Source organism: Streptomyces sp. MH60 (assembly GCF_002939385.1).
In the GTDB taxonomy this organism is placed as follows: Bacteria; Actinomycetota; Actinomycetes; order Streptomycetales; family Streptomycetaceae; genus Streptomyces.
In genome coordinates, this window is the sequence record NZ_MULI01000005.1 from 182,009 (window position 1) to 197,309 (window position 15,301).

Consider the following 15,301-nt stretch of genomic DNA (forward strand, 5'->3'; position numbering starts at 1 on the left):
GTCGGGTATCTCGTGAAAGGTCACAGGCGGGCCGCGAGGAATTGGCCGATCCGGGCCATATGGCGGGCATCCGTCATCAGATTTCCGTGCGTCGAGTCTATGGCGCACACCTCGACCGAACCACCCGTGAACGGTTGCCACAAGCTGACATTCAGGCGGCCCTCCCGGTCGTCCGCGGATTTCCGTTCGGCGGAGACGAAGAGGACGTCCCCGTCGAAGAATTCCGGTGTGAACTTCCGCATGAGCCGGACATTGTTCACGTATACGTCCTTCAGTGCGAGTATGTCCCGGGCCTCCAGCTGCGCCAGTGCCTGGTCGCCTGACTGCAGGAACTCCCGGAAACGTCGCAGGACGCCTTCCTGGTCTGCTATGAGCTCGGCCATGTCGAACTCGAAGCCCATGGCCCGCAGATTGTGCGCGACCACCTCGTGCTCGACCGGTTCCGAGGCGTCCGCGTTCTCGCCCGGCGGATACGCGTCCAGCAGGGCGAGCAGGGACACCTCCTCGCCCTCGGCGCGCAGCGCGGTCGCCAGGGCGTGCGCGACGATGCCGCCGAACGACCACCCCGCCAGCCGGTAGGGACCGCTCGGCTGCACGGAGCGGATCAGAGCGAGGTACTCCGCGGTCATCTCGGCCATGGACGAGGGCAGCGGGCCGCTCCCGTCGAGACCGCGCGCCTGGATGCCGTAGACCGGGACGTCCGGGCCGAGATGGCGGACGAGCCCCGCGTAGCACCAGCTGAAGCCGCCGCCCGGGTGCAGGCAGAACAGCGGGGCGGCCGTGCCGCGCGCCCGCAGCGGGAGCAGGCCCTCGGAGGAGCGCCCCGGGGAGCCGTCGGCCGTCCCGGTCAGCACGGCGGCGACGCCCTCCGGCGTGGGGGAGTCGAAGACCGTGCGGACCGGAAGGTCCTGGCCGAACTCCTCGCGCAGCCGTGCCACCAGGCGGGCGGCCAGGAAGGAGTGCCCGCCCAGTTCGAAGAAGTCGTCCTCCACACCGGCCCGTTCGACGCCCAGCACCTCGGCGAAGAGCGTGCACACCCGGTGCTCCGCGGGCGTCCTGGGAGCCCTCGACCCGCCGCCCGCCGCGTACGCGGGCACGGGCAGCGCGGCGCGGTCCAGCTTGCCGTTGGGGGTCAGGGGGAGCGCGTCCAGGACGACGAACGCGGCCGGCACCATGGGGGCAGGCAGCCGCCCGGAAAGGTGCTCGCGCAGCCGCACGGAGTCGGGGACCTCCTGGTGAGCGGCCACCACGTAGCCGACCAGCCTGCGATCCCCCGGCCGGTCCTCCCGCACGACGACGGCGGCCTGCGCCACCGAGGCGTGTGCGGTGAGCGCCGCCTCGATCTCACCGGGTTCGACGCGGAAGCCGCGGATCTTGACCTGCGAGTCGGCCCGGCCCAGGTACACCAGCAGCCCGTCGGGGGTGAGCCGGGCGAGGTCGCCCGTACGGTACATGCGGGCGCCGTCCGCACCGTGGGGGTCGGCGACGAACCGCTCGGCGGTACGGCCGGCCCGGCCCAGATAGCCGCGGGCGAGCGCGTCCCCGCCGATGTACAGCTCACCCGCGACGCCCGGCGGAACCGGGTTCAGCCACGGGTCCAGGAGCCGGACGGCGGTGTTGTCGACGGGCCGGCCGATCGGCGGGGCGGAGGGGCCCCAGTCGGCCGGGTCGGCCGGGAGCCGGTGGGCCGTCACCACGTGGGTCTCGGCCGGACCGTAGTGGTTGTGCAGGCGGCGGCCGGGTCGAGCGGCGCAGAACGCGCGCATGGCGCCGTGCGGAGTCAGCGCTTCCCCGGCCTGCACCAGGTCGGTGAGGTGGGGCAGATCGAGGCGGGCGGCGACGGCCGCCTCGCAGACCGCGTCGATGACCAGGTTGGGCGCGTACAGTTCCTGGACCTGCCGCTCTCCCAGCCACCCGGCCAGCCGCTCCGGATCGCGGCGGACGTCCTCGGGGCAGACGACCAGGGTCTTGCCGGCCAGCAGCGCGGAGAGTATCTCCTGGACCGAGACGTCGAAGCTCACCGCGGTGAACTGCGCCACCCGGGTGCCGGGCCCGCCCGGCAGGGTCCGCTCGTGCCAGTCGAGGAGGTTGGCCAGCGCGCGCACCGGCATCGTGACGCCCTTGGGGCGTCCCGTCGAGCCGGACGTGTAGATCACGTACGCGGGATGGGCCGGGCCGACCGGGGAGGTCCGCTCGGTGTCGGTGAGGTCGGCGTCGGGCAGGGAGCCGAGGCGGGTCACGGTGGCGGGGTCGTCCACCACGAGCGGCGTCCCGGCCGGCCCGGAGGGAAGCGCGCCGGCGAGGTCCCGGGTGGTCAGGACGGAGGCCGGCCGCGCGTCGTCGAGCATGTACGCGATACGGTCCGCCGGGTACTCGGGGTCGACCGGCAGGTATCCGGCGCCGGCCTTGAGGGCCGCCAGGCACGCGGTGACCAGCTCGGCCGACCGGTGCATGGCCACCGCGACCAGGCTCTCCGGCCCCACCCCCCGCTCGACGAGCAGCCGGGCCAGCCGGTTGGCCCGGGCGTTCAACTCGGCGTACGTCAGCACGCCTTCCGCCGTTTCGACCGCGACTGCGTGCGGGGCCCGCGCGACCGACGCCGCGAAGCGCTCCGGCAGCGACCCGCCGACCGGTACGCGCGCCGGCCCGAGGGAGGCGGACAGGGCGCGTGCGCGTTCCTCGTCGCCGAGGACAGGCACCTCGCCGATGGCACGGTCCGGCGCCGCGGTCACCGCGTCCAGCAGGCGCAGCAGCCGGGCGACGAGGGTCTCGGCGGTGTCCGGGTCGAACAGGTCGGTGCTGAACTCCAGACCCGCGCCGAGTCCGGCCGGGCGCCCCTCGGCGTCGTGCCGCTCGGCGAAGGAGAACAGCAGGTCGAACTTGGCGGTGCCGGTGTCGGCGGACAGGGACTCGGCGTCCAGACCGGGCAGACGCAGGCCGTCGCCCGGCCGCCGGTCCGTGTTGTTGAAGGTCAGCATGGTCTGGAAGACCGGGTGCCGGGCCGGTGAGCGCTTCGGGTTGAGCACCTCCACGAGCCGCTCGAAGGGCACGTCCTGGTGCGCGTACGCCGCCAGGTCCGTCTCGCGGACCCGGGCCACCAATTCACGGAAGGCGGGATTGCCGGAGGTGTCGGCGCGCAGCACCAGGGTGTTGACGAAGAAGCCGACGAGACCGTCGAGGGCGTCGTCGGTGCGCCCGGCGACGGGGGTGCCCAGCGGAATGTCCTCGCCGGCGCCGAGCCGGGTGAGCAGAGCGGCGACGGCCGCCTGGACCACCATGAAGGGGCTGGCCTGGCAGGTCCGCGCCACGGTCACGATGCGGGCGTGCAGCTCCTCGGGCACCTCGTAGAGCACCCGGCCGCCCTGCCCCCCGGCAGTCGCCGGACGCGGCCGGTCGGCGGGCAGCGCCAGCTCTTCCGGCAGCCCCGCCAAAGCCTCACGCCAGTAGGCGAGCTGCCGAGCCGCGGGGCTGTCGGGGTCGTCCTCCGAGCCCAGCGCCTCGCGCTGCCACAAGGTGTAGTCGGGGTACTGGACGGGCAGCGGGCGCCACTCCGGCGCGCGCTGCCCGAGACGGGCCGTGTACGCGGTGGTCAGATCGCGGGCGAGCAGGGGCACCGACCAGCCGTCGCCGGCGATGTGGTGGACCAGCAGGAGCAGCACCTGTTCCCGCTCGCCCGTCTCGAACAGCCAGGCCCGCAGCGGGATCTCGGCCGCGAGGTCGAAGGAGTGCGAGGCCGCCCGGGTGACCTCCGCCTCGAGGCTGTCCGCCGGCACCGACGGGACGACGGTCAGCTCCGGCCGGGCCTCGGCGGCCGGCCGCACGATCTGCCGGGGCCCCTCGGCGTCCTCGGCGAACACCGTCCGCAGGCTCTCGTGCCGGTCCGTCAGGTCGGCCAGCGCGGCCCGCAGCGCCGACCGGTCCAGGTCGCCCGAGAGCCGCAGCGCGAAGGGGATGTTGTACGTCGGGCTCGGGCCCTCGAAGCGGTGCAGGAACCACAGCCGGCGCTGCGCGGGAGAGGCCGGGACACGCTCCGGGCGGGGCTCGGCCGGACGCAGGGGCGAACGGGCCGCCCCCGCGGTGTCGAGGGCGCGGGACAGGGCCGCCACCGTCGGCGTGTCGAACAGCTGCCGCACGGTCAGTTCCGCGTCGAGGACCGAGCGGATCCGGCCCACGAGCCGGGTGGCGAGCAGTGAGTGCCCGCCCAGGGCGAAGAAGTCGTCGTCGACACCGACCCGCGGCAGGCCGAGGAGCTCGGCGAAGAGCCCGCACAGGATCTCCTCCCGCGGGGTGCGCGGAGCCCGGCTCTCCACGGTGGCGTCGGCGGTGCTGAGATCGGGCACCGGCAGCGCCCTGCGGTCGATCTTGCCGTTGCCGGTCAGGGGCAGCGCGTCGAGGGTCACATAGACCGACGGGACCATGTAATCGGGCAGTTCGGCGGCGAGGTAGGACCGCAGGGAGGCGGGCGTCGGGTCGCCGCCCTCCTCCGCCACGAGGTGCGCCACCAGCCGCTTGTCGCCGGGGCGCGGCTCGCGCACCGTGACGACGGCCTGGGCGACCTCGACGTGGCGGCCCAGCACGGCCTCGATCTCGCCCAGTTCGATGCGGAACCCGCGGATCTTGACCTGCTCGTCGGCGCGCCCCAGGTACTCGAGGGTGCCGTCCGGAGTCCACCGTACGAGGTCGCCGGTGCGGTACATACGGGTGCCCGCCGGGCCGTGGGGGTCGGCGACGAACCGCTCCGCGGTGAGGCCCGGCCGTCGCCAGTAACCGCGGGCGAGCCCCGCCCCCGCGACGTACAGCTCACCCGCGACGCCCCGGGCGACGGGGCGCAGGGCGGTGTCGAGGACGAGCAGCCGCGTGTTGTCCAGCGGCGTGCCGATGGGCACGGTGTCCGGCACCGGGGCGTCTGCCGGGATGCGGTGGCGCACCGCGAACGTGGTGGTCTCGGTCGGCCCGTACCCGTCGACGACGACCGTGCCGGGGCAGGCCTCCCGGACCCGGCGGACCGCGGCCGCCGGGACGACGTCGCCGCCCGTCCACACCTCCCGTACCCCCGCCAGGTGGTGGGGTGCCTCGTCGGCGACGAGCTGGAAGAGCCCGGAGGTCAGCCACAGCCCGGTCACCTCGTGCTCGGTCAGCACCTTGCCCAGGGAGTCCGCGTCCAGGTCTCCCGGCGGGGCGACGACGGCGGTCCCGCCGGACAGCAGCGGCACCCACACCTCGTACGTGGAGGCGTCGAAGGCGTGCGGGGAGTGGACCAGCACACGGGCGTGGGCGCCGCCGGCGAAGGACCGGTCGCGGGCCAGCTCGACCACGTCCCGGTGGGTGACGGCCACCCCCTTGGGCATCCCGGTCGAGCCGGAGGTGTGCATCACGTAGGCCAGCCGGTCGGCGTGCCCGGGGCCGGAGGGCAGTTCGGCACCCTCGTCCGGGGCGTCCGTCGCGTCGGCCCGCACGGCGGTCACGCCCAGCTCCTCCGCCCGGAGGGCGTGTTCCGCGTCGGTGAGGACGTGGGAGACGCCGGCCAGGGCGGTGACCTGCCGCAGCCGGTCGAGCGGGTCGCCCTGCCGGAGCGGCACATAGGCACCGCCCGCCTTGAGCACGGCCAGCACCGCGACGATCAGGTGCTCGGAGCGGTCCATGAGGAGCCCCACCGGGGTCTCGGCCCCCACCCCGTACGCCACCAGGACACGCGCCAACCGGTCGGACCGGACGTCGAGTTCGGCGTAGTCCAGCACGGTCGCACCGCAGCGGACGGCATCCGCGTGCGGAGTGCGCGCGGCCTGGGCCCGGAAGGCCGCGGGCAGCGTCTCGTCGGCGGGCCCGGTGTCCGTGCCACGGCCGAGGGACAGCACGGCGCCGCGCTCCTCGGCGGAGAGCAGCTCAAGCTGTCCGACGGTGCGGTGCGGCTCCGCGGCCGCCCCGCGCAGGACGCGCACCAACCGCTCCAGGACGGCCCGGGCCGCCTTCGGCGGTACCAGGTCGGGCTGATGGTCGAGACGCAGCCGCAGCCCGTCGCGGCCCACGGCCACCAGGGCCAGCGGATAGTGGGTGGCGTCCCGGTTGCGGGTGCCGGTGACGGTCACCCCGCCGATGCCGCCGGGCTCGTCCCGCTCGGCGCCGATGTCGACCGGATAGTTCTCGAACACCATGGTCGTGTCGAAGAGTTCCCCCTCGCCCGCCAGCCGCTGCACCTCGGCCAGGCCCAGTTGCTGGTGCGACTGGAGGCGGGTCTGTTCGTCCTGGGTGCGGCGCACCGCGTCCAGGAACGGCTCGTCGGGCCGCAACCGCACCCGCACGGGGAGGGTGTTGATGAACATCCCCACCATGGTCTCGATCCCGGCGACCTCCGGCGGCCGCCCGGAGACGGTCGTGCCGAACACCACGTCGTCCCGGCCCGTGAGCCCGCTCAGGACCACCGCCCAGGCGCCCTGCACCAGGGAGTTGAGGGTGAGCGAGCGTTCCCTGGCCAGCTTCGTCAGCGCCGAGTGGTCGGCGTCGGCCAGCTCCGTCTCCAGGCGGCCGGGCACGACCGGCGTCCGGTCGCCCGCCTGCGGGGCGACGAGGGTGGGCCCGTCCAGTCCGGCGAGCACCTCCCGCCAGGCGGCGACCGCGCTGTCCCGGTCCTGCCCGGCGAGCCACTGCAGGTAGTCACGGAAGGGGCGGACCCGGGGCAGCGCGCTGTCGTCGCCCTTCGTCCGGTAGAGCGCCAGGAGCTCCCGCACCAGCATGGGCCGCGACCAGCCGTCGAGCAGGATGTGGTGGTTGGTCAGCACGAAGCGGTACCGGCCGTCCCCGAGACGCATCAGCGTGAAGCGCATCAGGGGAGGACGGCCCAGGTCGAAGCGGCGCAGCCGGTCCTCCTCCAGCAGCCGGTCCGCGGCCGCCGACCGCTCCGGTTCGGGGAGGCGGGACAGATCCGTCTCCTCCCACGGCAGCTCCACCTGGTGCGGGATCAGCTGCACGGGCCGCTTCAGTCCCTGGTAGCGGAAGGCCGCGCGCAGATTGGCGTGCCGCCGCAGCAGGGTCCGGCAGGCGGCGGCCAGCGCCGCCGTGTCCAGATCGCCCTCCAGGTCGATGGCCTGCTGCACCAGATAGACATCGGGTGCCTTCTCGTCGAACACGCTGTGGAAGAGCAGGCCCTCCTGCAGCGGTGCCAGCGGCAGGATGTCCTGCAGTCCGGACTGCTTCGTCATCAGAGGTTCCTCCACTCGTCTTCCAGCAGTTCGATCTCGCTCTGGTCCAGCAGGCTCAGCGACACGTCCGAGACGGTCAGCCCGCCCGCCTCCGGGTTCTCCGCGTGGTCGGCGAGCGCCTCAAGCGCTCTGAACCACAGTTCGGCCAGCTCCCGCACCTCGTCCTCGTCGAGGATTCCGCCGGCCCAGGACCAGGTGGCCGACAGCTCGGGCCCGCGCGGCCCGTCGTTGGTACGGGCGTTGAGCTCCAGCGGGTGGGCGAGCGCCACCCGGGGGTCGGTGCCGCCGACACCGGACGCCGTGGCCAGCACCGTCCAGTCGGGGACCGTCTCGCTGCCCGCGTTCTCGACACCCGCGGTGGTGAACCGGCCGAGGTAGTTGAAGGCCACCTGCGGTGTCGGCAGCCCGGCGAAACCGGGCGCCGTGCGCGGGTTGAGATGGCGCACGAGCCCGTACCCGATGCCCTTCTCGGGCACCTCGCGCAGCTGCTCCTTGACGCGCTTGACGACCGCACCGGCAGCCGGTCCGCCCGCGAACGCGTCGGCGAGGTCGGCCGGCCCCGCGTCCACCCGCACGGGATGCAGGCTGGTGAACCAGCCCACCGTGCGGGACAGGTCCGCGCCGCCGACCAGTTCCTCCTCGCGCCCGTGCCCCTCCAGATCCAGCAGCACCCCGGCTCCCCGGCCGCCGCCGCGGCGGGCCCAGGCGAGCGCGAACGCCGCCAGCAGGACGTCGTTGACCTCGGCCCGGAACACCGCGGGCACCCGGGTCAGCAACCGCTCGGTCACCGCCGCCGGAAGGGTCAGGGTGAGATGGCGGGCGGAGGAGTAGGTGTCCCGCGACGTGTCCAGCGGCCGCCGCCCCAGCAGCGGGTCCCCGGGCCGCAGGACCGACCGCCACCAGTCCGCCTCCGCCGTGCGGGCCGGATCACCCGCCACCTCCGTGAGGCGCTGCGCCCAGCGGCGCAGCGAGGTCCCCACGGGCTGGAGCTCGACCGGCCGTCCCGCCGCCACCGCACGGTGCGCCTCGGCGAGATCCGGTACGAGGATCCGCCAGGAGACCCCGTCGACCACCAGGTGGTGGACGATCAGCAGCAGCAGGCCAGGCCGGGTGTCCCCGCGGTCGAACCAGACCGACTGCACGACCCGCCCCGCACCGAGGTCCAGGCGCTCCCGCGCCGCGACGGTCTCGACGCGTACCAGGTCCTGCAGGGTGTCGTCGTCCAGACCGGCGGCGTCCACCCGACGGACGACGGAGTCGGCCTCGACCGCCCCCGGCCCGCGGATCTCCAGCCGGCGTTCCGACCCGTCCGTCAGCCGGGCCCGCAGCGCGTCGTGGTGCTCCAGCAGGGCGCCGAGGGCGGACGTGAGGTCCGGCAGGCGCAGCGACGCCGGGACCTGCACCAGCCGGGACTGGTTGAACTGGTCGGCCGGACCGCCGCGTTCCAGGAACCACCGCATGATCGGTGTCAGGGGTACGTCGCCGATGCCGGCGCCGGGTTCCTCCGTGACGGTGGTGTCGGTCTCGGTGACGATCTCGGCGAGGGCCGCCACGGTCCGGTGCTCGAAGACGGCCCGCACGGACAGTTCGAGTCCAACCCGTCGGGCGCGGCTGACCAGCTGGATCGACATGATGCTGTCGCCGCCGAGGTCGAAGAACCCGTCGTCGACGCCCACCTCGCCGAGACCCAGGACGTCCGCGAACAGCCCGCACAGCACCTTCTCCCGCTCGGTGCGCGGGCCGCGCCGTTCGGTGTCGGCACCGTAGTCGGGGGCGGGCAGTGCCCGCCGGTCGAGCTTGCCGTTCAGGGTGAGCGGCAGCCCGTCGAGCAGGACCACGGCAGACGGGACCATGTACTCGGGCAGGGTGCCCGCCACGTGTGCCCGCAACGCCTCGGGTTCGGCCCCGGCCCCCGCGACCACGTAGGCCACCAGCCGCTTGTCGCCGGGCCGGTCCTCCCGCAGCACCACCGCCGCCTGGCTCACCTCGGGGCGGCCGGCGAGGACCGCCTCCACCTCACCCGGTTCGATCCGGAAGCCCCGCAGCTTGACCTGGTCGTCGACCCGGCCCAGGAACTCCAGCCGCCCGTCGGCCAGCCGGCGTACGACGTCACCGGTGCGGTACATCCGCTCGCCGGCGCCCGCGAACGGGTCGGCCACGAAACGCTGCGCCGTCAGTGCCGCCCGGCCGAGGTAGCCACGGGCCACACCGCTGCCCGCGATGTACAGCTCGCCGGGCACCCCCACGGGCACCGGCCGCAGCCGCTCGTCGAGGGCGTACAGCCGGGTGTTCCACAGGGGCCTGCCGATCGGCACGACCGCCTCCGGTACCTCCGCCGGGTCGCGCAGCGGGTTCGCCGCGGAGAACACCGTGGTCTCCGTGGGCCCGTACTCGTTGGCGACGACCGTGCCCGGGCAGGTCTCCAGGACCCGGCGGACGGCCGTGGGGGACACCACGTCGCCGCCGGCCCAGATCTCCCGGACCCCGCGGAAGCACTCGGGCCGCTCCTCGGCGAGCACCCGGAACAGACCGGCGCTGACGAACAGCCCCGTGACCCCGTGCCCGGAGATGGCGGCGGCGAGGTCGGCCGCGTCCAGCCGCCCGGCGGGGGCCACCACGACCGTGCCGCCCGTCAGCAGGGGCGTCCAGATCTCGAACGTCGAGGCGTCGAAGGCGTAGGGCGAGTGCATCAGCACCCGCTCGTGACGACCCCCGCGCCAATAGCGGTCCGCTGCCAGGTGCACCACGTTGTGATGGGTGTTGGCCACGCCCTTGGGAGTACCGGTCGAGCCCGAGGTGTACATCACGTACACGAGCTGCTCGGCGTCCGTCGGCACCCCGGGGTCGGTGTCCGCCTCCCCGGACAGGTCCAGGCCGGGACCGACGTCGAGGACCGGCACGTCCACCGCGAAGGGCAGGTCACCCGGGTCGCGGTCGGTGAGCAGGGCCACGGCCCCGGTGTCCCGCAGGATGAACTCGGACCGGGAGGCGGGCTGCTGCGGATCGATCGGCACGTACACACCGCCGGCCTTCAGCACGGCCAGGGTGGCGACGATCAGTTCGGCGGAGCGTTCCTGGAAGACCGCGACCCGGCTCTCCCTGCCGACGCCCCGGCCGAGCAGCCGGTGCGCCAGCCGGTTGGCCCGCGCGTTCAGTTCGCCGTAGCTGAGCCGCTCCTCACCCGACACGACCGCGAGGGCTTCCGGTTCGGCGGCGGCGCGCTCCTCGAAGAGGACGTGGACCGGCGTGCGGTCCGCGTGCTGGACCGCGGTGTCGTTCCACTCGACGAGTATCCGCCGCCGCTCGTCCCGGCCGAGGATCTCCGTCTCGCCGATCCGGCGCCCCGGGTCGTCGGCGAGCGCGGTCAGGACGCGGACGAAGCGGTCGGCGACGTCCTGCGCGGTCCCGCGGTCGAACAGGTCGGTGCTGTAGTCCAGCGCGCAGCTCAGACCTGCCGCCCGCCCCGGCCCCGCCGGACGCTCGGCGAGTTCGAAGGACAGGTCGAACTTCGCGGCGGGCGCACCGAGGGGCCGCCCGGAGACCGCGAGCCCGGCCAGTTCCGCGTGCGACGCGGCACGACCGGCGTTGTCGAAGCTGAGCATGGTCTGGAACAGCGGGTGCCGGGACAGCGAACGCTCCGGGTTGACGGCCTCCACCAGCCGCTCGAACGGCAGGTCCTGGTGCGCGTACGCCGCCAGGGACTCGGTGCGGACCCGGTCGACCAGCTCGGCGTACGTCGGGTCTCCCGAGGTGTCCGTGCGCAGCACCAGCGTGTTCACGAAGAAGCCGACCAGGTCGTCCAGGGCGTCGTCGGTGCGGCCGGCGATCGGGGTGCCCAGCGGGATGTCCGTGCCCGCGCCCAGCCGGGTCAGCAGCGCAGCCAGCCCCGCCTGCAGCACCATGAACAGGCTGGCCCCCTGGTCGCGGCCCACCCGGACGAGCCGCTCGTACACATCCTGCGGCAGGTCGAAGGCGACCCGGTCACCCCGGTACGAGGCCACTGCCGGCCTCGGGCGGTCGAAGGGCAGCGACAGCTCCTCCGGCAGCCCGGACAGCGCCCGCTTCCAGTGGTCGAGCTGGCGCGTGGCCTCGCTGTCGGGGTCGCCCTCGGAGCCGAGGACGTTCCGCTGCCAGAGGCTGTAGTCGGCGTACTGGACGGGCAGCGGCGCCAGGTCGGGCGCCCGGCCCGTCGTGGTGCGCGCGGCGTACGCCGCCACCAGGTCCCGGATGAGAATGCCCCGCGACCAGGCGTCACTGGCGATGTGGTGGGTGAGCAGCAACAGGGCCCTGCGGTCCGTGGACTCCTCCTCCCCGACCTCGAACAAGGTGGCGCGGAGAGGAATCTCGGAGGCGAGGTCGAAGACGTACCCGGCTGCCCGGCGCATCCGTGCGTCGACCTCCGCGTCCGAGGCGAGGTGCTCCACGGCCAGCGGCACCCGCGTTTGCTCCCGGCCCAGTACGACCTGGTGGGCGGTGCCGGAACTGTCCTCGACGACGACCGTCCGCAGGCTCTCGTGCCGGTCGACGACGTCCGCCAGCGCCAGCCGCAGCGCCTCCTGGTCCAGCTCTCCCGTCAGGTCGAGCGAGATCGGCACGTTGTACGCGTCGCTCGGCCCTTCGAGGTGCTGGAGGAACCACAGCCGCTGCTGCGCGTGGGAGAGCGGTACCCGGGCCGGTCTCGGCGCGGCGACCAGCCGGCCGCGAGCGGCGGCCGAGGAATCCAGCACCCCTGCCAGCCGTGCCACCGTCGGCGCCTCGAAGAGCTGCCGGATGGCCAGTTCCGTGTCCAGGACGGTGCGGATGCGGCTGACGAGTCTGGTGGCGAGGAGGGAGTGGCCGCCGAGGGCGAAGAAGTCGTCGTCGATGGTGACGGTGTCGGTGCCGAGTACTTCGGCGAAGAGGGTGCAGAGGAGTTCTTCGCGAGGGGTGCGGGGGGCTCGTCCGTTCTCGGTGTGGGCCGCGTAGTCGGGTGTGGGGAGGGCGCGGCGGTCGAGCTTGCCGTTGGGGGTGAGGGGGAAGGTGTCGAGGGTGATGTAGGCGGAGGGGAGCATGTAGTCGGGCAGGTGGGTGGCGAGGTGCTGGCGTAGGTCTGTGGTGGGGATGGACCGGCGCGTGGTGGGGGTGAGGTAGGCGACGAGGCGTGGGTCTCCGGGGTGGTCTTCGCGGACGATGACGGCGGCCTGGGTGATGTGGGGGTGGGTGGCGAGCGCGGTTTCGATTTCGCCGAGTTCGATGCGGAAGCCGCGGAGTTTGACCTGGTCGTCGACGCGGGCGAGGTATTCGAGGTTGCCGTCTGTGGTCCAGCGTGCGAGGTCGCCGGTGCGGTACATGCGGGTGCCCGCCGGGCCGTGGGGGTTGGCGGTGAAGCGTTCGGCGGTGAGGCCGGGCCGGTTGTGGTAGCCGCGGACGACACCGTGGCCGGCGATGTAGAGCTCGCCGGGGGTTCCGGCGGGGACGGGTCGGAGGGTGCGGTCGAGGACGTAGACCTGGGTGTTGGCGATGGGGTGGCCGATGTGGGGGTGGTGTGCGGTGTGGGGGGTGGCGGGCCAGTGGGTGGACCAGATGGTGGTTTCCGTGGGCCCGTAGAGGTTGGTGACGGAGGTGGCGTGGTGGGTGAGGGCGGTGGCGAGATCGGCGGGTAGTGCCTCGCCGCCGACGAGGACGTGCAGGGGGGCGAGGACGGTGGGGTCCTCGGCGAGGACGGCCCGCCACAGGCTGGGGGTGGCTTGCATGGTGGTGGCGCCGCTGGTGCGGATCAGGGCGCACAGGGCGGCGGGGTCTCGTACGGTGTCGCGTTCGGCGATCACGAGGGAGGCGCCGGTGAGCAGGGGCAGGAACAGTTCGAGTCCGGCGATGTCGAATCCGACGGTGGTGACGGCCAGCAGGCGGTCGGGGTCGCCGAGTGGGAACCGCTGCTGCATGGCCGTCAGGAAGTTCACGAGCGGGCCGTGCGGCACGACCACGCCCTTGGGGCGTCCCGTCGACCCCGACGTGTAGATCACGTAGGCGGAGGCGCTCGGGTCGTGGATGACGCGCAGCGGGCCGGGACCGGCCGGCGCGGACAGCTCTTCCTGGAGGCCCGGCTCGTCGAGGAGGACCCGAGGGACCTGTGTGGAGGCGGGCAGTACGGGGGTCAGGTCGCTGGTGGTGAGGAGCAGGACGGGGTGGGCGTCGTCCAGCATGTAGGCGAGTCGCTCGGCCGGGTATTCGGTGTCGAGGGGGAGGTAGGCGGCGCCGGTCTTCCAGACCGCGAGGAGGGTGACGACCAGGTCGGTGGACCTGGGCAGGGCCACGGCGACGAAGCGTTCGGCGCCGGCTCCGCGCTCTGCCAGCACTCGGGCCAACCGGTCGGCGCGGTCGTTGAGTTCGCCGTAGGACAGGGAGTGGGGGCCGGCGACCACGGCCTCGGCGGCCGGGTCCGAGGCCGCACGCTCCTCGAACAGCTCCACCATTGAACGCCCCGGCACCTCACACGCCGTGGCGTTCCACTCGGAGAGGAGACGGCCGCGCTCGGCCGCGTCCAGCAGATCCGCCTCGTCGACGGGCTTCTGCGGGGTGTCGACCATGGCCCGCAGCAGGCGCAGGTAGCGAAGGCCCAGTGTCTCGACGGTCTCCCGGTCGAACACGTCCTTGCTGTACTCCAGCACGCCCTGAAGTCCGGTGCCCGACCCCGCCTGCTCGGCGAACGCGAAGGAGAGGTCGAACTTGCCCACGCCGGTGTCGGCCGTCGCACGCGAGACCGACAGTCCAGGCAGCTTCGCGACCGCGTCCTCGACGGCCGCGGTGTCCGTGTTGTTGAAGGCCAGGAGCACCTGGAAGAGGGGGTGCCGGGCGAGCGAGCGTTCCGGGTTGACGGCCTCGACCAGCCGCTCGAACGGCAGGTCCTGATGCGCGTACGCCTCCAGGGTCTGGTTCCGGACGCGCTCGATGAGCGTGAGCGCCGAGGGACGCCCGGAGGTGTCCGTCCGCAGCACCAGCGTGTTGATGAACACGCCGATCAGGTCGTCGAGCGCTTCGTCGGTACGGCCCGCGACCGGGGTGCCGATGGGAATGTCCTCGCCGGCACCGAGCCGGGTCAGCAGGGCGGCGAGGGCCGCCTGGAGCACCATGAAGGGGCTCGCCTGCGTGTCCCGCGCCAAGGCGGCGATTCCGTCGTACAGCTCCGCGGGGATTTCGAAGGGGATGCGGTCGCCGCGGTAGGTGGCGACGGCGGGGCGGGGGCGGTCGTAGGGGAGTTCGAGCTGGTCGGGGAGTCCGGTGAGGGTGTGGGTCCAGTAGTCGAGTTGGCGGGAGATCTCGCTGGTGGGGTCGTCCTCGGTGCCGAGGATGTCGCGTTGCCAGAGGCTGTAGTCGGCGTACTGGACCGGCAGCGGCGCCCATTCCGGGGCCGTGGCGCCCTGGACCCGGGCCGCGTAGGCGGCCGTGAGGTCACGGGCCAGCGGCGTCCGGGACCAGGCGTCACTCACGATGTGGTGCAGGAGCAGCAGGAGTACGTGCTCGCCGTCACCGACCTCGAACAGCGTCACGCGGAAGGGCAGCTCGCCGGAGTCCGCGGAGAGGTCGAAGCCACGCCGCGCCGCGTCCCGCAGCCGCTCCTCCACCTCTTCCGGGTTGGTCCTGATCACCTGCAGGTCCGGACGGGTGTCCGCCGGCTCTCGGACGACCTGGTAGGCGCCGTCGGCGTCCTCGGCGAAGACGGTCCGCAGGCTCTCGTGCCGGGCCACGACGTCGGCCAGGGCCTGTCGCAGGGCCTCCCGGTCCAGGGCTCCGTTGAGCCGCAGGGCCACCGGGATGTTGTACGTGGCGCTGGGGCCCTCGAAGCGGTTGAGGAACCACAGCCGCTGCTGGGCGTACGACAACGGAATCCGTGCCGGACGCGGGTCCACCGCGGTCACGGTGCGGCGACTCGGTGCGGTGCCCTCGCCCACGACGGCGGAGAGAGCGGCCACGGTGGGTGTCTCGAACAGCTGCCGGATGGGAAGTTCCGCGCCCAGGCTGGTCCGGATCCGGCTGACCAGCTTCGTGACCAGGAGGGAGTGGCCGCCGAGGTGGAAGAAGTCGTCGTCGATGGTGACGGTGTCGGTGCCGAGTACTTCGGCGAAGAG

General features: G+C 73.3%; 2 protein-coding genes. Both read right to left on the reverse strand.

Translation table 11 applies throughout. The features are described from left to right. Nucleotides 1-20: 20 nt before the first annotated feature. The gene (locus BZZ08_RS06420; RefSeq protein WP_104631149.1) at nucleotides 21-7,196 is read right to left on the reverse strand and encodes an amino acid adenylation domain-containing protein; all 7,176 of its coding nucleotides are present in this window, start codon (nucleotides 7,194-7,196) and stop codon (nucleotides 21-23) included. Further along, nucleotides 7,196-15,301 (reverse strand): non-ribosomal peptide synthetase (locus BZZ08_RS06425; protein ID WP_104631150.1); only part of this gene is annotated, 8,106 nt, incomplete at its 5' end. The genes BZZ08_RS06425 and BZZ08_RS06420, both read right to left, overlap by 1 nt.

Coding starts and splice junctions, on each gene's coding strand:
- BZZ08_RS06420 (WP_104631149.1), bottom strand. CDS start 7,196: ATGACGAAGCAGTCCGGACTGCAGGACATCCTGCCGCTGGCACCGCTG.